General features: G+C 71.7%; 17 protein-coding genes. 12 read left to right on the forward strand and 5 right to left on the reverse strand.

Going from position 1 to position 22,258, the window contains the following annotated elements; all coding sequences use genetic code 11:
• Positions 1 to 324: 324 nt before the first annotated feature.
• The 8 genes from ACFZBB_RS23750 (at position 325) to ACFZBB_RS23785 (ending at position 9,898) form a co-directional block, all read left to right on the forward strand.
• A complete protein-coding gene (locus tag ACFZBB_RS23750) occupies positions 325 to 1,416 on the forward strand; it encodes an ABC transporter substrate-binding protein (RefSeq protein WP_188285161.1) in 1,092 nt (363 codons plus the stop codon).
• A 287-nt stretch (positions 1,417 to 1,703) separates the two neighbouring features.
• Positions 1,704 to 3,566, forward strand: coding sequence for an ATP-binding cassette domain-containing protein (locus tag ACFZBB_RS23755; RefSeq protein WP_391125786.1), 1,863 nt, complete (start codon positions 1,704 to 1,706; stop codon positions 3,564 to 3,566).
• Entirely contained in the window at positions 3,563 to 4,531 is a 969-nt protein-coding gene (locus ACFZBB_RS23760; protein ID WP_391125789.1) for an ABC transporter permease, read from the forward strand. The genes ACFZBB_RS23755 and ACFZBB_RS23760 overlap by 4 nt, the downstream gene beginning before the upstream one ends.
• Entirely contained in the window at positions 4,528 to 5,574 is a 1,047-nt protein-coding gene (locus ACFZBB_RS23765; protein ID WP_391125792.1) for an ABC transporter permease, read from the forward strand. The genes ACFZBB_RS23760 and ACFZBB_RS23765 overlap by 4 nt, the downstream gene beginning before the upstream one ends.
• Positions 5,575 to 5,675: 101 nt before the next feature.
• Positions 5,676 to 6,692 (forward strand): LacI family DNA-binding transcriptional regulator, encoded by a 1,017-nt coding sequence (locus ACFZBB_RS23770; protein ID WP_188285165.1) that lies wholly within the window; start codon positions 5,676 to 5,678, stop codon positions 6,690 to 6,692.
• Positions 6,693 to 6,860: 168 nt separating this feature from the next.
• Entirely contained in the window at positions 6,861 to 7,985 is a 1,125-nt protein-coding gene (locus ACFZBB_RS23775; protein ID WP_391125797.1) for a galactose-1-epimerase, read from the forward strand.
• Positions 7,982 to 8,404, forward strand: coding sequence for an NTP pyrophosphohydrolase (locus ACFZBB_RS23780; protein ID WP_391125800.1), 423 nt, complete (start codon positions 7,982 to 7,984; stop codon positions 8,402 to 8,404). The genes ACFZBB_RS23775 and ACFZBB_RS23780 overlap by 4 nt, the downstream gene beginning before the upstream one ends.
• A gap of 105 nt (positions 8,405 to 8,509) precedes the next feature.
• Complete coding sequence (locus ACFZBB_RS23785) at positions 8,510 to 9,898, forward strand: AlkA N-terminal domain-containing protein (RefSeq protein ID WP_391125803.1); 1,389 nt, start codon at positions 8,510 to 8,512, stop codon at positions 9,896 to 9,898.
• A gap of 259 nt (positions 9,899 to 10,157) precedes the next feature.
• Here ACFZBB_RS23785 and ACFZBB_RS23790 read toward each other — a convergent pair whose 3' ends face one another.
• The gene (locus tag ACFZBB_RS23790; protein WP_391125806.1) at positions 10,158 to 11,273 is read right to left on the reverse strand and encodes a DUF5954 family protein; all 1,116 of its coding nucleotides are present in this window, start codon (positions 11,271 to 11,273) and stop codon (positions 10,158 to 10,160) included.
• A gap of 112 nt (positions 11,274 to 11,385) precedes the next feature.
• On the reverse strand, positions 11,386 to 12,567 hold the full coding sequence (locus tag ACFZBB_RS23795; protein WP_391125809.1) for an ROK family protein: 1,182 nt from the start codon (positions 12,565 to 12,567) through the stop codon (positions 11,386 to 11,388).
• Positions 12,568 to 12,724: 157 nt separating this feature from the next.
• On the opposite strand from ACFZBB_RS23795, the gene ACFZBB_RS23800 reads away from it, so the two are divergent.
• The 4 genes from ACFZBB_RS23800 (at position 12,725) to ACFZBB_RS23815 (ending at position 16,767) form a co-directional block, all read left to right on the forward strand.
• On the forward strand, positions 12,725 to 13,900 hold the full coding sequence (locus tag ACFZBB_RS23800) for a Gfo/Idh/MocA family oxidoreductase (RefSeq protein WP_391125813.1): 1,176 nt from the start codon (positions 12,725 to 12,727) through the stop codon (positions 13,898 to 13,900).
• Position 13,901: 1 nt separating this feature from the next.
• A complete protein-coding gene (locus ACFZBB_RS23805) occupies positions 13,902 to 14,822 on the forward strand; it encodes a TIM barrel protein (protein ID WP_391125816.1) in 921 nt (306 codons plus the stop codon).
• 101 nt (positions 14,823 to 14,923) lie between these two features.
• Positions 14,924 to 15,667: a sugar phosphate isomerase/epimerase gene (locus ACFZBB_RS23810; protein WP_355347778.1), complete on the forward strand. Its 744-nt coding sequence runs from the start codon at positions 14,924 to 14,926 to the stop codon at positions 15,665 to 15,667.
• Positions 15,664 to 16,767 (forward strand): Gfo/Idh/MocA family oxidoreductase, encoded by a 1,104-nt coding sequence (locus ACFZBB_RS23815; RefSeq protein ID WP_391125819.1) that lies wholly within the window; start codon positions 15,664 to 15,666, stop codon positions 16,765 to 16,767. The genes ACFZBB_RS23810 and ACFZBB_RS23815 overlap by 4 nt, the downstream gene beginning before the upstream one ends.
• Positions 16,768 to 17,082: 315 nt before the next feature.
• On the opposite strand, the gene ACFZBB_RS23820 is transcribed toward ACFZBB_RS23815, so the two are convergent.
• The 3 genes from ACFZBB_RS23820 to ACFZBB_RS23830 form a co-directional block, all read right to left on the reverse strand.
• On the reverse strand, positions 17,083 to 18,621 hold the full coding sequence (locus ACFZBB_RS23820; protein ID WP_355347784.1) for an aldehyde dehydrogenase family protein: 1,539 nt from the start codon (positions 18,619 to 18,621) through the stop codon (positions 17,083 to 17,085).
• 258 nt (positions 18,622 to 18,879) lie between these two features.
• The gene (locus tag ACFZBB_RS23825; protein ID WP_391125822.1) at positions 18,880 to 21,129 is read right to left on the reverse strand and encodes an RICIN domain-containing protein; all 2,250 of its coding nucleotides are present in this window, start codon (positions 21,127 to 21,129) and stop codon (positions 18,880 to 18,882) included.
• 162 nt (positions 21,130 to 21,291) lie between these two features.
• On the reverse strand, positions 21,292 to 22,128 hold the full coding sequence (locus ACFZBB_RS23830) for an undecaprenyl-diphosphate phosphatase (protein ID WP_391125825.1): 837 nt from the start codon (positions 22,126 to 22,128) through the stop codon (positions 21,292 to 21,294).
• Between the last annotated feature and the right edge of the window lie 130 nt (positions 22,129 to 22,258).

Here is a 22,258-nt window from a genome sequence, read left to right on the forward strand (position 1 = left end):
CGCAGGGATGGGCATGTCCAGAGCAGCGACAGAAGTCGTACGGCCCTGCCGGGGTTGTTGCCTGAGCACGGATCACAGCCGTGGGAAGCATTTTGGAAACATCGGGAACGACGGGTTGTCGAGGTGCCGCCGCGCGTATATAACGTTGTAAAGCCGAGGGAGGGAACGGGCGTTCCTACCCCCGGAGCGCCGCCATCTCCGCACGTCATACCGCCTCCTCGGGGAGCCCGGACCGGGCCCCGGAAGCGCACCCGCCCCGGCACCGAGCCGGACCCACGTACGACTCGACGGCCGCTGCCGTCGCGACCAAGGAGTGTCGTGAGCATGACGAACCACAGAACCCGCGCACTGGCCGCCACCTGTCTGCTGCTGGCCACCGCAGGGCTGGCCGCCACCGGCTGCTCCAAGTCGGAGTCCAGTGACAAGGGCGCCTCCCCCTCCGGCTCGGACCAGGCGGCGCAGCAGCAGGTCACCACGGACCCGACGGCGTCCGGCGCGGGCTGCACCCTGACGGCGTACGGCGCCCCCAAGCTCGACCTGAAGAACGCGGTGGTGGGCTTCTCCCAGTCGGAGAAGGAGGACAACCCGTTCCGTATCGCCGAGACCCAGTCCATCAAGGACGAGGCCGCCAAGCTCGGCGTGAAGAAGCTGCTGACCACCGACGCGCAGTCCCAACTCCCCAAGCAGATCAGCGATATCCAGGACATGCTCGCGCAGGGCGCGCAGCTCCTGATCGTCGCGCCGCTCAACTCCGACGGCCTGGACCCGGCGCTGAAGGCCGCCGCCGCCAAGCACGTGCCGGTGATCACCATCGACCGGAAGATCAACGCCACGTCCTGCAAGGACTACGTCACCTTCCTCGGCTCGGACTTCGTCGAGCAGGGCAAGCGCGCGGCGGACGCCATGATCAAGGCCACCGGCGGCAAGGGCCAGGTCGCGATCCTGCTCGGCTCCTCTGGCAACAACGTGACCACCGACCGCACCAAGGGCTTCGTGGACGAGATCGCCGCCAAGGCGCCCGGCCTGAAGGTCGTCGCCCAGCAGACCGGTGACTTCACCCGCGACAAGGGCCAGCAGGTCATGGAGCAGCTCATCCAGTCCAAGCCGGGCATCACCGCGGTCTACGCGGAGAACGACGAGATGGGCCTCGGGGCGGTCACCGCGCTCAAGAGCGCGGGCAAGAACCCGGGCAAGGACGTCAAGGTCGTCTCGGTCGACGGCACCCGCAACGCCGTGCAGGCGATCGTCAACGGCACGTACAACGCGGTGATCGAGTCCAACCCGCGCTTCGGCCCGCTGGCCTTCGCCACCGCGCAGAAGTTCTACAGCGGCGAGGCGATCCCGGAGGACGTCATCATCTCGGACCGCGCCTACGACGAGTCCAACGCCAAGGCGTCGGTCGGCGGGGCGTTCTGACCCTCGGTCAGGAGGAATCGGTGGCGCGGCTCCCCCCGCGCCACCCCTCGGACAGGCGTACGGCGGGGTGCCTCCCCGCCGTACGCCGCACCATCGGCGGGTCGGCCCGCCGGGCTGTCGAGCCGGTGGGGGCGCCTGTAGCCCGTACGTCCACAGAGCCGCCGCCTGCCGGCCCGCCCCACCCGTAGAGCCCGCCCTGCCCGTCAGCGCGCCCAGCCCGTCAGCCCGTCAGCCCGCCCAGCCCGTAGAAGAGTTCCCGCTCCCCGCGACCCCGGAAGGCCACGACCATGGCACCACCCGAAGCCGCCGCGGCCCAGTCCGCGCCGCCCGGTCCGCCGAGCCCGCCACCGGCGGCCGGGGCCGTACTGGAGGCCGTCCGCGTCAGCAAACGCTTCCCCGGCGTGGTGGCGCTCGACGACGTCTCCTTCACCCTGCGCGAGGGCGAGATCCACGCGCTGGTCGGGGAGAACGGCGCGGGCAAGTCGACGCTGATCAAGCTGCTCACCGGGGTCTACCGGCCCGACGACGGCGAACTGCGGCTGGCGGGCGAGCCGATCGCCTTCCACCACCCGCACGAGGCGCAGCGGGCCGGGATCTCGACCATCTACCAGGAGGTGAACCTGGTCCCGCTGATGAGCGTGGCCCGCAACATCTTCCTGGGCCGGGAGCCGAAGAACCGCTTCGGCCTGATCGACTTCCCCCGGATGCACCGCGAGACCGCGGAACTCCTCGGCGGCTTCGGCATCACCGCCGACCCGCGCCGCCCGCTGCACACCCTGGGCATCGGCACCCAGCAGATGGTCGCGCTCGCCCGCGCCGTCTCCGTGCGGGCCCGGGTGGTCGTCATGGACGAGCCCACCTCGTCGCTCGAACCGCGCGAGGTCGAGACGCTGTTCCGGGTGATCCGTGAGCTGCACGAGCGCGGCATCTCGATCCTGTACGTCAGCCACCGGATGGACGAGCTGTACCGGATCTGCGACCGCGTCACCGTGCTGCGCGACGGCCGGCTCGTGCACAGCGGCGACCTGGCCGACACCGACCGGGTGCGGCTGGTCTCGCTGATGCTCGGCCGGGAGATCGCCGAGGTCCGCAGGCACGGTGCCACCAGCTTCGGCGAGGGACACACCGCCGAGCGCCAACCGGTGCTCACGGCCAGAGGACTGACCCGCCGTCACCTCCTGCACGACATCGGCCTCGACCTGCGGCCCGGCGAAGTGCTGGGCCTCGGCGGCCTGTTGGGCTCGGGGCGCAGCGAGACCGCCAAGGCGCTGTCCGGGGCGCTGTCACTGGACAGCGGCGAGGTCACCGTCGGCGGGCACACCGTGCGCCGCCTCACCCCGTCCGCCGCGATCAGGGCCGGGATCAGCCTGCTGCCCGAGGACCGCAAGGCCGAGGGCATCGTGCCCGGCCTCTCGGTCCGGGAGAACATCGTGCTGGCCGCGATGCCCCGGCTGTCCCGCGCCGGGATCGTGTCCCGGCAGCGGCAGGACCGGATCGTCGACATCTTCATGAAGCGGCTGCGGATCAAGGCCGCGGGCCCCGAGCAGAAGGTCGGCGAGCTGTCCGGCGGCAACCAGCAGAAGGTGCTGCTGGCCCGCTGGCTCTGCCTGGAGCCCAAGGTGCTGCTGCTGGACGAGCCCACCCGCGGCATCGACGTCGGTGCCAAGGCCGAGGTGCAGTCGCTGATCGACGACCTCGCGGGAGAGGGCCTGGCCGTCCTGCTGATCTCCTCCGACATCGAGGAGCTGGTCGAGGGCGCCGACCGCATCGTGGTGCTGCGCGCCGGAGCGGTGGCCGGTGAGCTGACCGGCGACGACGTCGAGGAAAGCGCGTTGCTCGCCGTACTGGCGGAGACCGGGGACGACAGCGCCGCCGAACGGGACACCGACCCTGAGCCCGCGGACGCGGACCCGTCGGCGAAGGACGTCGCCGGGACCGCCCCGGAAACGGACGCCGAGCGCATGCGAAAGGCCGCGCCCGACGACGTCCCCGAGCCGGACACCGGCTCCGACGCCGTAGCGGACCGGACACCCGCCGCCCCGGCGGACCCCGCCGACGCGGAGCCCGCACCCGCCGACGCGGAGCCCGTACCCGCACCCGCTCCCGCGGCGGATTCCGGCTCCGCCACCGCGAAGGAGGACCCGCGATGACCTCGGCCCCGTACTCACTCCCGCGCGGCCTGGACCGGTCGCGGATCGCGGACTGGCTCCAGCGGTACGGCGTGTACGCCGCGGTCGCCGCGCTGCTGGTCTTCAACGGCGTCTTCACCGACCACTTCATGACGACGGACAATCTGCGCACGCAGCTCGTCCAGGTCTCCCCCGTCGTCATCGTGGCGCTGGGCATGGCGCTGGTGATCGGCACCGAGGGCGTCGACCTGTCGGTGGGCTCCACGATGGCGCTGGCCAGTTCCGTGCTGCCGCTCTACCTCGGATACGGCCTGCTGCCCGCGCTGTCGGTGGCGCTGCTCGCCGGTGTGCTCGTCGGCCTGATCAACGGCTCGCTGGTGTCACTGGTCGGGCTGCAACCCATCGTGGCCACCCTGGCGCTCTTCGTCGGCGGCCGGGGCCTGGCCCTGGTCATCGCCGACGGGAAGCTCAAGCAGATCGAGAACCAGAATCTGCTGGACCTCGGCACGAACAGCGTGCTCGGCGTCCCGATCGTCGTCCTGATCGCGGGCGTGCTCGCGCTGTTGGTCGCCTTCCTGGTGCAACGCACCACCTTCGGACGCCAGTTGGTCGCCATCGGCGGCAACCGCGCCGCGGCCAGGCTCGCCGGACTGCCCGTCAAGCGGGTGCTGATCGGTGTGTACGTGCTGTGCGGTGTGCTGGCCTCGCTCGCGGGTGTGCTCGCCACCGCGCGGCTGACCGCCAGCGACCCGTCCTCGCTGGGCAATCTGATGGAGCTGTCGGCCATCACCGCGGTCGTGGTCGGCGGCACGCCCCTGACCGGCGGCTCGGTACGCGTCCTCGGCACGGTGTTCGGCGCGCTGCTGATGCAGCTCCTGCACGCCACGCTCGTCACCCACAATCTGCACGACTCCACCGCCCAGATGGTCCAGGCGGCCATCATCCTCGTCGCCGTCTACGTCGCCCGGGAGCGTCGATCCCGATGAAAGCCCTCGTGAAAACAGCCGCCCCCGCTCCCGCGCTCGCCGTGGCCGGTGACGCGCCGCTGCCGGTGAGCGCGGAGTCCCGCCCCTCCGGGGGGCAGCGCGCCGCCGAACTCCTCCAGCGCCAGGGCGTCCTGGCCGTCCTCGTCCTGCTCTGCCTGATCTCGTCCTTCGTCTTCGACTCCTTCGCCACCCTCGACAACACGCGCGGCATCACCATCCAGGCGTCGTTCCTGTCGATCGTCGCGCTCGGCATGACGATGGTGATCGTCACCGGCGGCATCGACCTGTCGGTCGGCTCGGTCTTCGCGCTCGGCGGTGTGCTGGCCGCGTGGGCCTCGCAGTACGGATTCCTGCCCGCGCTGCTGGTGCCGCTCGTGGTGTGCGGCGCGATCGGCACCTTCAACGGACTGCTGGTCGCGCGGGCCGGGATGGCCCCGTTCATCGTGACGCTGGCCTCGCTGCTCGGCGCGCGCGGGCTGCTGCTCGCTCTCACCCACGAGGGCGCCACCACGTATCTCGTGCCGCGCGGCTCGGCCTTCCAGGAGCTGGGCGGCGGCGCGGTGTGGGGCTTCGGCTACCCGGTGCTGATCGCGCTGGCCCTGTTCGGGGTCGGCGGTCTCGTGCTCCAGCGCACCTCGTTCGGCCAGGCGCTGTTCGCCGTCGGCGGCAGCGGTGACGCGGCGCTCCTGATGGGGCTGCCGGTGGCCCGTACGAAGGTGCTGGTCTATACGCTCAGCGGGCTGCTCGCGGGGCTGGCGGGCGCGTTGAACGCGGCCCGGCTGTCCTCGGGTGTGACCATCATCGGTGTCGGCATGGAGCTGGACGCGATCTCGGCGGTGGTGATCGGCGGCACGCTGCTGGTCGGCGGCGCGGGTTCGGTGTCGGGCACGCTGTGGGGCGTGCTGCTGCTCGGCGTGATCCAGAATCTGATCAATCAGATCGGTTCGCTCAACTCCTCCTACCAGTCGGTGGTCAGCGGCGGCTTCCTGATCGTGGTCGTCGTCGCCCAGCGCTATCTGTCGGCCGCCCGCCGGGGCACCTGACCGGGCCGGGAGGGGCCGTCCGCGATCCGCGGGACCGGCTCCAGCACACTGAGGCCGGAACCGCCGCGCCTCGCACGAGGTCGGCCGAGGGAAGGAACTCCGTGGGCGCCAGCCTGAAGGATGTCGCGCGACTGGCGGGCGTGTCCGTCAAGACCGTGTCGAATGTGGTGAACAACTATCCGCATGTCACGCCGGGGATGCGGGAGCGCGTGCAGCGGGCCATCGACGAGCTGGGCTACCGGCCGAATCTGACGGCCCGCCACCTCCGGAAGGGCCGCACCGGCATCATCGCGCTGGCCGTCCCCGAACTCGGCAACCCGTACTTCGCGGAGCTGGCCGGCGCCGTCATCGACGCCGCCGCCCGGCACGACTACACGGTGCTGCTCGACCACACCGCGGGCCAGCGCGAGAAGGAGGTGCTGGTCTCGCAGGGCTTCCGGGCCCATGTCATCGACGGCCTGATCCTCAGCCCGATCGAGCTGGAGGCCGCAGACCTGCTGGGCCGCATGGACGACGCGCCGCTGGTGCTGCTCGGCGAGCGGGAGTACGACGCCCCGTACGACCAGATCGCCATCGACAACGTGGCGGCGGCCCGTACCGCCGTACGGCACCTGACCGGCCTCGGGCACCGGCGGATCGCGTTCCTCGGCGCCCGCAGGGAGAGCGCCAGGCAACCGGCGCACCTGCGACTGCGCGGCTGGCGCGAGGAGTTGGCGGCGGCCGGGCTGCCGGACGACGACTCGCTGGTGGCCGCCACCGACGGCTACGGCCGCTGGGACGGCGCCGCCGCGATGAATGCGCTGCTCGACCGCGGCACCCGCCCCGACGCCGTGTTCGCGTACAACGACCTGATGGCGCTCGGCGCGATGCGGGCCCTGGTCGAGCGCGGGCTGCGGGTGCCGCAGGACGTGTCGGTGGTCGGCTTCGACGACGTCGAGGAGGGCCGTTTCTCGACGATCGCGCTCACCACGGTGTCCCCGGACAAACAGGCCATCGCGCGGCTCGCCGTGGAGCGGGTCGTGGCGCGGCTGACCGGTACGCCGCAGATCAGGGCGGAGCGGATCACGCCCGGATACACGCTGGTCACCAGGGAGTCGACCGCGCCCAGAGCGGGGTGAGCGCGCCGCGTAGCGTTGTCCCCCGGGGGTCGGCCACCGGTACTCGACCGTGGTCGCCCGTGGTCGCGCCCCGGCCGGTTTCCCCGTCGTCTTCTCGCCGTCTTCCCGTCGTCGGACGCCCGCCGCGTCCGGCATCCGTCGCCCCGACCCCCTTTACGAGGACTGCCGATGCCCCGTCCCACCCCGCTCAGCGAACCCTTCGGCACCACTCCCGACGGGTGGCGAGTGGAACGCTGGCGGCTCAGCTCGGCCGCCGGGGTGAGCGCCGAGATCCTCACCTACGGCGGCGTCCTGCACGCGCTGCACGTGCCCGACCCGACGGGCCGCCCCGCCAACGTGGTGCTGTCGCTCCCCGACCTGGCGGCGTACGCCTCCGACACCCCGTATTTCGGCGCGCTCGTCGGCCGCTACGCCAACCGGATCAGCGAAGCCCGCTTCACGCTCAACGGCCGCCACTACCGGCTCCCGGACAACGACGGCGGTCACAATCTGCACGGCGGCCCCGAGGGCTTCGACAGCCGCGTCTGGCAGGCGGAGCCGCTCCCCGGCGCGCTGCGGCTGACGCTGCACAGCCCGGACGGCGACATGGGCTTCCCCGGCGCGATGGACGTCACGGTGACGTACGCGCTCGACGACGACGGGACGCTGTCGCTGGACTTCGAGGCGCGCAGCGACCGGCCGACGGTGGTCAACCTGACCAACCACGCGTACTTCAACCTGGGCGGGTCGGAGGCGAGGGCCGGTGCCGAAGCCGCGTCGCGGATCGCGGGAGGCGACGTCCTGCGCCACACCCTGTACGTCGACGCCGACCGCTTCCTGCCCGCCACGCCCGAGTCCATCCCGTGGGGGCCGGAACAGGCCGTGGAGGGGACGCCGTTCGACCTCAACGAGCCGCGCCCCATCGGCGACGGCGTGCGGGACGCCGACCCGCAGATCAAGTCGGCCGGAGGGTACGACCACTGCTTCGTGCTGCGCGGCCCCTCCGGCGGTACGGGCGAGGCCGTGGGCGAGCCGCGGGTCGCCGCCGTCCTCTCCGACCCCGACAGCGGCCGGGTGATGGAGGTGCGCACCACGGAACCGGCCATCCAGGTCTACACGGCCAACAAGCTCGACGGTTCGCTGACCGGCCCCGACGGGCGGACGTACCACGCGCACGACGCGGTGTGCCTGGAGACCCAGCACCTGCCGGACTCGCCGAACCACCCCGAGTACCCCTCGACCGAACTGCGCCCCGACGAGGTCTTCCGCAGCCGCACCGAATTCCGCTTCCCGCACCTGGCGGGCGGCCGGTGACGAGCGCGCCGACCGCACCCCTGCTCGTCGTGGACGGCGCCAACGTCGTCGGATCGGTGCCCGACGGCTGGTGGCGCGACCGGCGCGGCGCCGCCGAGCGGCTGCGCGACGCGCTCGTGCCGCTCGCCGTGTCCGGCCTCGCCGACGACAGCGGCGCCCCGCCGTGGGCCCGCGGCCACCGGCTGGACATCGTCCTGATCGTCGAGGGCGCGGCGCGCGGCGTCGAGCCGGTACCCGGCGTACGCGTGGAGTCCGCGCCCGGCAGCGGCGACGACCTCATCACCGAGGTCGCCGCCCGCTCCCGCACCGCGGACCCCGACCGCCCGTGCCTCGTCGTCACCGCCGACCGTGGCCTGCGGGCGCGCGTCACGGAGGTCGGCGCGGCCGTCGTGGGGCCGCGGGCGGTCCGGCCACGCTGACGCCGGTGCCCCCGGGGGCAGGGCTCCGGTGACGCCCCGCTCGCCGGAAGGCCGTGTCCGATTTCCGCCAGCGCGGGGCGCCGGAGCCCTCGCATACTGGGACGCATGACAGTCGAGGACAGCAGATACGAGGCGGTGAGCAGCCGGGACGCGCGCTTCGACGGAGTCTTCTTCTTCGCCGTCGCCACGACCGGGATCTACTGTCGGCCGAGCTGCCCCGCGATCACCCCGAAGCGCAAGAACGTGTCCTTTTACGCGACCGCCGCCGCTGCCCAGGGCGCGGGCTTCCGGGCCTGCCGCCGGTGCAGGCCGGACGCGGTACCGGGTTCCGCCGACTGGAACGCGCGGGCCGACGTGGTGGGCCGCGCGATGCGGCTCATCGGAGACGGCATCGTCGACCGCGAGGGCGTCGCGGGCCTCGCCAACCGGCTCGGCTACAGCGCCCGCCAGGTGCAGCGGCAGCTCAACGCCGAGCTGGGCGCCGGGCCGATCGCCCTGGCCAGGGCGCAGCGCGGCCACACCGCGCGGGTGCTCCTCCAGACCACCTCACTCCAGGCCGCCGAGATCGCCTTCGCCTCGGGTTTCGCGAGCGTCCGGCAGTTCAACGAGACGATCCGGGAGATCTACGCCGCCACCCCGACCGAGCTGCGCTCGGACGCGCGCTCCGGGCCGGCGGGCGGGGCTGCCGGGGTGCCGCTCCGGCTGGCCTTCCGCGGCCCCTACGCCTCCGCGCGGGTCTTCGACTTCCTCGCCGCACGCGCCGTGCCCGGCGTCGAGGAGATCGTCGGGGGCCCCGGCAGCCGTACGTACCGCCGTACCCTGCGGCTCCCCCACGGCACGGGCATCGCCGAGGTCGATGAGCGGCCCGGCACAGGCGACTGGCTGGACTGTCGGCTCCACCTGGGCGATCTCCGCGACCTCACCACGGCCACCCAGCGCGTCCGCCGGATCTTCGACCTCGACGCCGATCCGTACGCGGTCGCCGAACGCCTCGGCTCCGACCCGCGCTTGGCCCCGCTGGTCGCCGCCCTTCCCGGCCTCCGCTCCCCGGGCTCCCCCGACCCGGCGGAACACGCCGTCCGCGCCGCCCTGGGCGAGGGCGCCGCGCCCCTTTCCCCGACGCCCCTGGCCGCCTTGGTCGCTCGACACGGCACCCCGCTGAGCGCCCCCGACGGCGCCCTCACACACCTCTTCCCGCGGGCCGAGGACCTGGCCGAGGCCGACCTGGGCAGTCCGGCCGACCGCTCCCCCGTCAGAGACCTCTGCCGCGCCCTCGCCGACGGTACGGTCACCCTCGACCCGGGCGCCGACCGCGACGCCGCCGAACGGTCCCTCCTGACCGTCCCCGGCATCACCCCTCTGACCGCGGCCCACATCCGCATGCGCGCCCTCGGCGACCCGGACGTCTTTCCCTCGACGGAGCCGGTGCCGCCTGGGACGGAGAGGTGGCGACCTTGGCGGTCGTATGCGGCTCATTACTGGTGGGGGGTGTGAGGGGGCGGTTTTGGGCGAGGGCGCGGTTGGGGCGGCCCGGGAGTGGAGCCGTCTTGAGTGCGGGGGGTGTTGCGGGCCGTTTAGTGTGAGGCCGGCGTGGGGGGTGAAGGTGCGGGGGAGCCGCCTCGCGCGGGGTCGCCGTGATCCCCTTTTTTGCCGCCCTTCCGCCTCCGGGCGCTTGGACCCGGTGTGGGGGCACCCCCGGACGGAGTCCCCAGCGACGCAGGCTCTTGGGCGGAGGGGTGCCCGGCTGGGTGGGTCAGGGGTGGGGCTTGTTCTTGAGGTTGTCCCGGCGGAGCCGTTCTTCCTCGAAGAGGCGCATGAACTTCTGCATGTGCTCGTCCGGTTCGGGGTCGGACTCCTCGTCCTCGTCGGTGAGGAGACCCTGTTCGCGCAGTTGCTGATCCTGGACCATGACGGGCGGGGTGGGGTCGGGGTCGGAGGGGCGGGGGCCCTCGGGGCCGTCGGGGCCGATGCGGATGAGGCGTTCGACGCGGATGACGCGGAAGTGGCGTCCGCCGACGTCGAGTTCGTCGCAGTGGTGTTCGTCGAGGTGGTCGGCGGCGCGGGAGTAGATCTCGCGTTGCTCGGGGCTGAGGTCCTTCTGCCAGGGGAGCATGACGCGCAGTTGCATGGCGAGGCCGTCGCGGGCCGACTGCGGGGTGGTGGCGGTGCCGCTGGAGTCGGGGCGCCAACTGCCGCCGTCGCGTTCCGCGGTCATGAAGGTGGCGGGGAGCAGGACACCGCCGGGATGGGTGTCGGCGGCGTGCCGTGAGTCGTCGCGGACGTCGGCGGGGACGGTGCCGCTCTTGCGGAGGGCGGCGAGGAGTTCCACCTTGAGGATGCCCTCGGACATGCCGGTGGCGTTGACGGGGTCGATGACCAGGCCCGCGGCGGGGTCGAAGCCGCCGGACTCGCCGGGGCCGCTCGGGTCGGGGTCGGTGTCGCGCGGGGGTTCGGGACCGTCGGGCCCCATGCGGATGAAGCGTTCGGCGCGCACCACGCGGTAGCGGATGCCGCGTACCGTCACCTCGTCGAGGGCTTCCCAGTCCATGCGCTCGCCCGCGGCGAGGAGTTCGGCCCGGGCCTCGGGGTCACCGGCCTCGTCGGCCGCGTGGGAGAGGCGGCGGAAGTGGGAGCCGAGGCTGTCGCGGGCGTCCTGCGGGGCGAGTCCGCTGAAGTACGGGTGCAACTCCCAGCCGCCGGACTCCAGTTCGCACGCGATGCCGAAGACCGGGCCGCCCGCGAACAACATCGAGGGGTAGGTCTTTCTCGCCTTCCACGCCTCGATGTCGGCGAGCGCCGCGACCGGGGACTCGGGCGTGGTGACCCGGATCGTCTGGTAGGCAGGAACATCGTCGCCGTGCGCATCCATGGGACCAGCATGCCCACACCGCGGGGCGTACGCGACCCATACGCCAAAGCCGTCATGGGTCCGTGAGTTGACGTGACGCGCGTCCACCGGCAGGTATGGGGGCAACAGTGGTTCAGACCGCGGGCTCCGCGAGCACGTGTCCGATGCCCTCGGGCGAGAGCAGATGCTGCACCGCCAGCCGCCGCGCGCCCTCGATGCCCGCCCTGCGGCCGAGCATCGTGGTCTCGATGGCGACGGTTCTGGTGGCCAGCGGGAGGGCCCTGCGGTAGACGGCGCCGCGGATGTCGGCGAGCAGGTCGTCGTGGAGGCTGGCGATGCTGCCGCCGAGCACGATGGTGTCGGGGTTGTAGAAGCTGACCAGCGAGGCCAGGACGTCGCCGAGCCGTTGGGCGGCCAGCCGTACCTGGCGGCGGGCCACCGGGTCGCCCGCGGCCACGAGGCGGACCACGTCGGCGGCGTGCTCGGCGGGCAACCCTGCCTCCCGCAGCTTCGCCGCGATGGCCGCTCCCGAGGCGACGGCCTCGACGCAGCCGGTGTTGCCGCAGTGGCACAGCACATCGTCGTGGCCCGGTACGCGGATGTGGCCGATGTCGCCCGCGGCGCCGCTGGCTCCGCGGTGCACGACGCCGCCGGAGACGATGCCGCAGCCGATGCCCGTACCGACCTTGACGTACAGCAGATGGGCGGTGGCCGGACGGTGGCCGTACTCGCCCAGGGCCATCATGTTGACGTCGTTGTCGACGAGGACCGGCGCGTGGTAGCGCCCGGCGAAGAAGCCGGGGACCCGGTAGCCGTCCCAGCCGCGCATGATCGGCGGCCGGATCACCGTACCGGTGCGGGCCTCGACCGGGCCCGGTACGCCGATGCTGATCGCACGTACATGGTCGGCGGGGTGTCCCGCGTCGGCCAGCAGGCGGCCGATCTGCTCGTGCACCCCGGTCAGTACGGCCTCGGGTCCCGCGTTGATGTCGAGGGCTTCGGTGGCTTCGGCGAGGACCCGGCCGCCGAGTTCCGCGACGGCGACCGTGCGGTGGGTGGCGCCGAGGTCGACGGCGCAGACCACGGCGTTCCGCGAGGCGAGTTGGAGGGTGAGCGGCGGGCGCCCGCGCTCGGTGGCCATCGTGCCGGTCTCGACCAGCAGTCCCTTGGAGATCAGCAGGTCCACCCGCTGGGCGACCGCGGCCCTGGACAGCCCGGTGGCGGTGGCGAGTTGACTGCGCCGGGTGGCGCCGCCCGCCACCAGTCCCGCCAGTTCGCTGAGCGCGGTCAACTGCCGGTCGCTTGCGGCTGTCACCGGTTCCTGCCCTCCCCTGCGCCGTACGTCCGTCGTCCTGGTCCGCGTCCTGGGCGGCCCGGCTCCCGATTTATGACAGAAGATAGCGGAAATATTGCCATTGTCAACCGAAACAGCGGTGGCTAGCGTTTCAAGCAAGCGGAAAGGGAGGGCACTTGTGGGCGGGACTAGCTCGGTTACAGCGGGTTCTTCGCTGCGCACGTCATCGCGTCCGGCACTGCGTACGGCCATCGCCGGTGTGGGAATGATCGGCCAGGTGCACCTGGACGCGGTGCGCAGGAGCGGCGCCCCGGTGGTCGGGGTCAGCGCATCGACGCCCGCGCGGGCCAAGGAGGCCGCGGCGGCGCTCGGGGTCGAGCGGGCCTTCGACTCTTCGGAGGCGCTGGTCACCAGTGACGACGTCGACGTGGTGCACATCTGTACGCCCAACGACGCGCACGCCGGGCTCGCCGAACTGGCGCTGCGGGCGGGCAAGCACGTGGTGTGCGAGAAGCCGCTGACCACGTCGTCGGCCACCGCGGACGCGCTCGCGGCACTCGCCGCTGACAGCGGTCTGGTGGCGGCGGTGCCGTTCGTCTACCGCTACCACCCGATGGCGGCCGAGGCGCGGTCCCGCGTGCTGGACGGCCGGGCGGGCGAGGTCCGGCTGGTGCACGGCCACTACCTGCAGGACTGGCTCTCGGAGCCGGGCGACACCAACTGGCGGGTCGACGCGACGGCGGGCGGACCCTCCCGCGCCTTCGCCGACATCGGCTCGCACTGGTGCGACCTGGTGGAGTGGGTGACCGGGCACCGGATCGCGGAGCTGACCGCGGTCAGCCAGACCGTGGACCGTACGGGTCCCGCCGGCGACGGCGGCGCGCGGGTCAGGCCGGACACCGAGGACGTGGTGCAGCTCCTGTTCCGCACCGACCGCGGCGCCACCGGTTCCGTGACGGTCTCGCAGATCTCGCCCGGCCGGAAGAACCGGCTGTGGTTCGAGGTGGACGGCACGCGGACCTCGCTCGCCTTCGACCAGGAGAACCCCGAGTCGCTGTTCGTCGGCAGCCGCGGTGAGAACGCGGCGGTGCTGCGCGACCCGGCCACGCTCTCGCCCGCCGCGGCCCGGCTCTCGGTGGTCCCCGGCGGCCACCCGATGGGATATCTCGACTGTTTCGCCGCCTTCGTCCGCGATGTGCACGCCGCGATCCGCGCCCCGGGCGCGGCGGGCGGGTCCGCGGCCGACGGCACCGGGGGCACGTTCCCCACCTTCGACGACGCCGCCCGCATGGTGCGCCTGACCGAGGCCGTACTGAATTCGGCGGCGGACCGGACCTGGAAAGAGGTCTCCTGAGATGAAGCTGGGCTTCCTGACCGCCTGCCTTCCGCAGCTCCCGCTGGACGAGATCGCCGCGTGGGCGGCCTCGCACGACTACCAGTCGCTGGAGGTGGCCACCTGGCCGTCCACCGGCTCACGGGAGTTCGAGGCCAGCCACATCGACGTGACCGGCTTCGGCAAGCAGCGGGCCGACGAGGTGCGCGGCCTGTTCGACCGGCACGGCCTGACACTGTCCGCGCTGGCGTACTACGAGAACAACCTGCACCCGGACGAGACCCGCAGGGCGGAGATCGCCGCCCACGTACGCGCCAATGTGGACGCCGCCCAACTGCTGGGCGTGGACTACGTCGGCACGTTCGTCGGCCGCCACCCCGGTCTGACGGTGAAGGAGAACATCGCGCTGGCCGAGCGGGCGCTGCCGCCGCTGGTGGAGTACGCGGGCGAGCGCGGTGTGAAGATCATCATCGAGAACTGTGTGATGGAGGGCTGGCACCCGGACGGCTATCCGGGCAACCTCGCCTACTCCCCCGAGCTGTGGGAGTGGATGTTCGGCCTCGGCCTCTATCTCAACTACGACCCCTCGCACCTGCTGTGGCTGGGCATCGACCCGGTCGAGGCGCTGAAGCCGTACATCGACCGCATTCCGCACGCGCAGGCCAAGGACGCGCAGCTCGACCCACGGGCCAGGGACCGTTACGGCTTCTTCGGCCGGTCGGTGGCGCGGACCGACGGCTGGGACAGCGGCTGGTGGCGCTACCGGGTGCCGGGGCTCGGCGACGTCGACTGGCGCCGGATCGTCGACACCCTTTACGAGGGCGGCTTCACGGGCACGCTCTCCGTCGAGCACGAGGACCCCGTCTGGAGCGGCGACGTCCAGCGGATCACCCAGGGTCTGGAGATCGCCCACCGCACACTGCGGCCGTTGATCGTCGGCTGATCCGACCGCGCGTCACCGCCGGCCGCCGCTCCCCCGCACCACCCGCACGCGCAGTACCCGCCGTACCCGCACCCGCCGTACTTCCAGGAGGCATCGTCACGATGGCCACGCCCTTGAGCATCCAGCTCTACACCCTCCGGGACCAGATCGCCGCCGACCGCGACGGCACGCTGTCCCGCCTCGCCGGAATCGGTTACACCGCCGTCGAGGCGTACGACCCCACGGCCGACCCGACCGGTTTCCGCAAGGTCGCCGACGACCTGGGGCTGAGCGTCAACAGCACGCACGCGTACGCCCTGTTCGACAAGGAGGCGTCGGAGGTCTTCGACGCGATCGCCACGGTCGGCACCGACCTGGTGATCATCCCCGGCGGGATCGCGCACGAGGAGTTCACCACCCCCGACGGTCTCTCGCGCACCGCGGACCTCCTCAACGGCTTCGCCGAGAAGGCCGCCGAGCGCGGTATGCGGATCGGCTACCACAACCACTGGTGGGAGATCGAGCCGCGCTTCGACGGCAGGACCGCGCTGGAGGAGCTGGCGGACCGGCTGGCCCCCGAGGTGTTCCTGGAGGTCGACACGTACTGGGCGGCGGTCGGCGGGGCCGATGTGCCGGCGCTGCTGCGCGCGCTGGGCGACCGGGTGCTGGCTCTGCACGTCAAGGACGGTCCCGGCGTGAAGGACGAGCCGCACACCGCGGTCGGCAAGGGCAGCATCGACGTGCCGTCGATCCTGGCCGCCGCGCCCGACGCGCAGCGGATCGTCGAACTCGACTCCTGCGCGGGCGACATCTTCGAGGCCGTCGCGGAAAGCCTCTCCTACCTCACCGCGCTGGAGCGTTCATGACCACAGGCCCGGTCGGCGTCGCCGTCGTCGGCGCCGGTGTCATCAGCACGCAGTATCTGGACCATCTCACCGCCTTCCCCGACCTGCGGGTGCTCGCCGTCGCCGACATCGACGTCGAGCGGGCCCGTACGGCGGCCGGGACGTACGGGATTCCGGCCGCGGGCGACCTCGCGTCGGTGCTGGCGATCCCGGAGGTGGAGATCGTCGTCAACCTGACGATCCCGGCCGTGCACGCGGAGGTCGCCACGGCCGCCCTCCAGGCGGGCAAGCACGTCTACGGCGAGAAGCCGCTCGCGCTGGCGCCGGCCGACGGGGCGAAGATCCTCGACGAGGCGCGGTCGCGCGGGCTGCGGGTCGGGAGCGCTCCCGACACCTTCCTCGGCGCCGGGCTCCAGTCCGCGCAGCGGGCGCTGGCCGCAGGGGTCATCGGCGAGCCGGTGAGCGCGACCGCCGTCACGCAGGGGCCCGGCCCCGAGTCGTGGCACCCGAACCCGGAGTTCCTCTTCCAGTACGGTGCCGGGCCGCTGTTCGACATCGGTCCGTACTATCTGACGGCGCTGGTCGCGCTGTTCGGGCCGGTGGCGCGGGTCTCGGCCTCGGCGCGGCAGGCGCGTGCCCAGCGGGTGATCGGTTCCGGGCCGAAGGAGGGCACGTCCTTCGCGGTGGAAGTGCCCACGCACGTGCACGCGTTGCTGGACTTCGCCGGTGGCCCCAGCGGCTCGGCGACCTTCAGCTTCGACTCCTCGGTGCCGCGCCGCCTCATCGAGGTCACCGGCACCGAGGGCACGCTGTCGCTGCCCGACCCGAACACCTTCGAAGGGCCTTTGCAGGTCCGGGCGTTCGGTGACGACGACTGGCGTGACCTGCCCGTCACCGGTACGGTCGCCGGTCGCGGCCTGGGCGTACTGGACATGGCCCGCGCCATCCGGGGCGGCACCGAGCACCGTGCCTCCGGCGAACTCGCCCAGCACGTACTCGACTTGATGGCCACGGTGACGGACGCCGCCGAAGAGCACACCGTCCGCACCCTCGAAACCAGCGCCCCGGCCGTGTCACCGCTGCCGGACGCGTGGGACCCGGCGGCCTCGACGCTGTCCTGACGCAGCAGTCGACCACCGTCGGCCCCGGTCGGCCCACCCGTGGGGGGATGGGTCGACCGGGGTTTTTGTGAGTACGGTTCACCGCTGCGCAGGTGGGTTCGCCGGTAGCCGGCGAGCCGAAGGCGGCGCCGGTGTTGAAAGGGAGAACGCGCACAGCGACCGAGGAACGAGGGAGCGAGCACGATCGACTGTCGACACCGGATTTAAGCCGCCGGAGGCGAGAGGGCGGCACAAAAAGGGGAATCGCGGTGAGCCTGCGCAAGAGGGCTCCCCCGCACGGCTCGCCGCAACCGTGGCCTCACCCAAGGCGCCTCCCTAGGCCGCGGGCAATTGGTAGTCGGGGAAGTTGCCCGGGAGGCGGTCGAGGGTGGGGCCCTCGGTGACGGCGTGGACGAGTAGTTCGCCGCCGACGAAGGCGCCGCGCCAGGAGGCGCCGAGGCCGCCGAAGAGTTCGTCGCGGTCACCGCGGGAGCGGGGCGCGCCGCGGCCGACCTTGAAGGCGCGGACCTGGGAGGCGAGGCGTTCGGTGGTGCGCGGGTCGTCGCAGGACAGGGCGGCGACCAGGGCGCCGTTGCTGGCGTTCATGGCGGAGAGCAACTCGGCCTCGGTGTCGACCAGGACGATCGTGTCGACGGGTCCGAAGGGCTCGGTGTGGTGGAGCGGCGAGGACGGCGGAGGGCCCAGCAGCGTGACGGGGGCGAGGTAGGCGGAGGTGTCCTGGCCGGGGAGGAAGAGGCCGGGGTCGAGGGCGCCGTGGTGCAGCGGCACCGCGCCGCGGTCGACGGCCTCGGCGACCAGATCGGCCAGCTCCTTCGCCTTGGCCGCGTTGATCAGCGGCCCGAAGTCGAGTGCGGGCAGCGGGTCGTCGGGCGCGGCGACGGCCAACGGGTGGCCGGTCCGTACCGACTTGACCGCCGGAAGGTACGCGGCGAGGAAGTCCGCGAAGCGGGAGCGCTGGACGACGAACCGCGGGTAGGCGGTGCAGCGCTGCTTGGCGTAGTCGAAGAGCTTGGGGATCTGCGCGCCGAAGGCGTCCCAGTCGCTGTACTCCCACAGGCCCCAGCAGTTGAGCCCTTCCTGTTCGAGGATGTGCCGCTTGCCGACGTCGGCGACGGCGGTCGCGATCCGGGCGCCGGTGTCCCGGCCGCCGACGAAGGAGACGCAGCCGATCTCCGAGGACTGCACCAGGGCCTCGGAGAGTTCGCCGCCGCTGCCGCTGACCAGCGTGACGGGAATGCCCTCGCGCCTGGCGAGCGCGGCGGCGAGGGTGAGGCAGGCCAGGCCGCCGTCGGTGGGCGTCTTGGCGATCACCGCGTTGCCCGCGAGCGCCTGGACGAGCATGGCGTGCACCAGCACGCTCATCGGGTAGTTCCAGCTCGCGATGTTGGAGACCGGACCGGCAAGTGCGGTGCGGCCCGCCACCATCGGCTCGATGCCGTCCACGTACCAGCGGACGCCGTCGATGGCCCGGTCCACGTCGGCGCGGGCCAGCCGCCAGGGCTTGCCGATCTCCCAGACCAGCAACAGGGCCAACAGGTCGCGGTGTTCGGTGAGGGCGTCCAGAGTCGCCGAGACGCGCGCCTTGCGGTCGGGCAGCGGTACGTGCCGCCAGCTCCGGTGTTCGTCGAGCGCGGCGCGTACCGCCTGTCGCGCGGTGGCCGCGTCGAGCCGGGGCGGACCTGCTATCGGGCTGCCGTCGACCGGTGAAGTGGCGGGCAGCGGGCGGCCGTCGGCCTGCCAGCGGCCGTCCCACAGATTCAGCACACGGTCGTCGCGGAATGCCTCGGGCGCGGTCCGCAGGGCGCGCCGCCACGCGTCGCTCCAGGCCGTTCCGGGCTTGAGGATGAGGGTCATACGGAACTCCGCTCTCGTCGGGGGGCGGAACTCGCGCGGCGCACCACCGCGCGTCTGCCGACGATAGCGACTGGACTCCCGGGGGTTCCGGTGTTCGACCACGGGTGTGTCGGTCGTCACCGTGCCCGGCCACGGCACGGGAGGAGGCGGGTCACGGCACGGGAGAGCGGGGCTCACCGCACGGGAGAGGGGCCGGCCGACGGGATGCGCCCCCTGTGCCGGCCGGCCCCACTGTGTCCCCCGTGTACCCCTGTGTGACTAGGGGTAGCTGGTCAGGTACGTGACCTGATGGCCGCTGTTCACGGCCGCTCCCGTGGTGTTGATGACATGGCTGATGGTGCCGACACCGCCGAGCGAGACGGTCACCATGTCGTGGAACTTCACCCCGGAGGTGTTGGGCACCTGGAAGGAGTTGGCCGACACCACCGAGGAGTTGGCGGAGAAGTAGCAGTAGCTGCCGAGCCCCCACGCCTCATGGCTGGTGACCGAGTCGGCCACCTTGTAGGCGGGGTAGCCCTGCGAGGAACCGTTCATCCAGGAAGCCTGGTTGGGCGGATCGTAGGGCATCTCGTTCTGGAAGAAGTACGTTCTGCCGCCGTTGCCGTTCCACTGCACCTGGGTCTGCTGGTAGTGCTCGACGAACAGGCCGTACATGGTGACGTTCTGGCCGTTGACGACGAGACCCGTGGCGGCGGTGTTGGTGTTCCAGCCGACGGTGCCGCCGTTGCCGTGGTCGGCGCGCCACAGCCACATGTGGTCGCCGATGACGTTGTTGCTGTTGACGACCAGGGACTGGGTGGCCTTGCCGACGGCCGCGCCGCCGATCCGGAAGAAGACGTCGGACAGGCTGGTCGGGTCGGCCGCGTGGTTGGCGGACGAGCCGGCCGGGCCGATCTGCATCAGCGTCTGGGAGTTGGTGGTGCCCGCGTCGATGAGCAGCCCGGCCAGCTTCACACCGTCCACGTCGGCCGTGGTCAGCGCGGTGACGCCGCCGTCCGGGACGAGCGTGGCCAGACCGAGACCGAGGACGACGGTGTCGGGCCGGGTCACGTTGATCGTCTGGTTGAGGTGGTAGACACCCGGCGTGAACAGCAGGTTCTTGCCCGCCGCGAGCGCCGCGTTGATGTCGGAGGCGGTGTTGCCCGGCTTGACGATGAAGAACTGGTCGATCGGCAGCGACTGTCCCGCCGGCGTCTTGCCGCTCCAGGTGGTGCCGGACGCGTTGGACTGGAGCGCGGGCACGAAGACCTGGTATTTGCCCGCGCTGTCGATGTACAGGAAGGGCTTCTCGCGCACCACGGGCGCGCTGGCGACGGTGGTGTACGTCGGGAAGCTCTGCGCGGGCGCGCCCTTGTCGCCGACGAAGACCATGTTCCAGTTGGAGCCGCTCCAGGACCCCATCTCGGTGTCCTTGGTGAGGAACTGCTGCTGGGAGCCGGACTGGATCTGCCCGTCGATCTTGGAGTCGGAGATGAAGCCGCCGCTCGACCAGCCGCCGTCGTCCAGCGCGAGGTTGCCGCGGACGTGCATCCGCCGGTACGGGGCGGCCTGCGAGACGGCCCAACGGTCGCTGCCGCCGGTCGGGTTGACGGACATGTTCTCGGCGTCACGCCAGAAGTTCTGGGTGGCGTTGCCCTGGAACCAGTCGGCCTCGGCGTGCACCTTGCCGTTGATGGTGACCGAGTCGGGGCTCAGGCCGAGTCCGGCGACCTGGGTGTAGAAGCCGACGTTGACGTCCGCGCTGTAGGTGCCGGGCTTGAAGAGCACCGCGTAGCGCTGGCTGCCGAACTGGTTGGTCTCCTGCTGGCTGAAGATCGAGTTCAGCTTGGACTGGATGGTCGCGGCGGACATCGACGGGTCGAAGACGACCGTGTTCGGGCCGAGGTCGGGGTCTCCGCCGCTGGGCGGGGTGGTCGGCGGCGTGGTGCCGCCGCCGCTGCCGCTGACGTTGAACGACTGCGCGGCGGTGCCGTTGCACGTGTACTGCTGGAGCTGCACGCTGTCGGCGGTCGACGCGCTGGGCACGTCGAGGCACTTGCCGCTGTTGCGGTTGACGAAGTGGAAGGCGCCGCTGCTCTCGGCGACGGGCTGCCACTGCTGGTTGCTGCCGCCGCCGTACAGCCAGAGCTGTGTGGTGGCGCTGTCGGCGGTGGAGACGCCGGTGACGTCCCACACCTGGGCGGGCGCGGTGGACACGCCGATCCGGTAGTAGCCGCTGTCGGTGGCGGTGAACTGCCACTGCTGGGCGGCGCTTCCGTTGCAGGCGTACTGCTGCACCGCTGTGCCGTTGGCGGTGGCCGCGGCGCGCGCGTCCACGCACTTGCCGCTGCTGACGCTGGTGACGCTGGCCGGGGCGGCCGGGATGGTGGCGGCGCCCGCGTCCCGTGCGGTGACCAGGGCGATACAGGCCGAGACCGGCAGGACGAGCGCCGCCGCTATGGCGGCTGTTCGTCTGCGGGTGCGGGAGGTGCGGGTGAGCGTGCCGGGCACGGTGGGGACCTGAGTCACACGTGTCTCCTCGGTCGCGTTGTGGGGTCGCGATGCGGTGTGGACGCTAGGGGCCGCCCGTCGGCGAGTCAATACACATCAAAAAATAAGTCGTGAACTATCAGGCCGGAAAAGAGGGCCCGGCCGTCCCGGCCGGGCCCTCGGAGTGCGTCTGACGGGGGGTCAGGAACCGATCGTGTCCGTCGTCAGGAGGCCGATCAGCACGATGCCGACCACGATCCGGTAGATCACGAAGGAGTTGAACGAGTGCTTGGCGACGAACTTCAGCAGCCACGCGATGGAGACGTAGGCGATCACGAACGACACCACGGTGCCGACGGCGAGCGCGGGCACGCCGACGCCCCCGCTGGTGGCGTCCTTCAACTCGTACAGTCCCGCGCCGGTGAGGGCCGGAAGGCCGAGGAAGAACGACAGGCGGGTGGCGGCCACCCGGTCCAGGTCGCGGATGAGCGCGGTGGAGATGGTGGCGCCCGACCGGGAGAAGCCGGGGAAGAGCAGCGCGAGGATCTGCGAACAGCCGACGATCATCGCGTCCTTGAAGGTGACCTGGTCCTCGCCTCGCTTGAATCGCGCCATCTGCTCGGCGCACCACATGACGACGCTGCCGCCGATCAGCGAGAAGGCGACGACCCACAAGGACGCGAGGGCGCCGTCGATCAGCGGCTTGGCGGCCAGTCCGACGACGACGATCGGGATGGTCGCGTAGATCACCCACCAGGTGAACTTGTAGTCGTGGTTGTCGCGCTCCCTCTTGTTCGCGAGCCCCTTGAACCAGGCGCCGACGAACCGCTTGATGTCGGAGAAGAAGTAGACGAAGACGGCGGCGATGGCGCCGGTCTGGATCACCGCGGTGAAGCCGACGACAGCCTTGTCGTCCACCGGGATGTTCATCAGGCCCTCGGTCATTTTCAGGTGACCGGTGGAGGAGACCGGAAGGAACTCGGTCACTCCTTCCACGACGCCGAGAATGACGGCTTGGCCGACGCCGATGACGCTCATTGGGTGGTCCCGCCCCTTGTCCGCCGGTGATCACCCCGGCCCGTTACGACTACATGTTCGTAGACAACGGTCAGACTTTAGAGGATCGGCGGCCGGACCCCGAAGCCGGGGCCCGGCCGCCGCGGGAGGC

Source organism: Streptomyces sp. NPDC008139 (genome assembly GCF_042957025.1).
Lineage (GTDB): Bacteria > Actinomycetota > Actinomycetes > Streptomycetales > Streptomycetaceae > Actinacidiphila.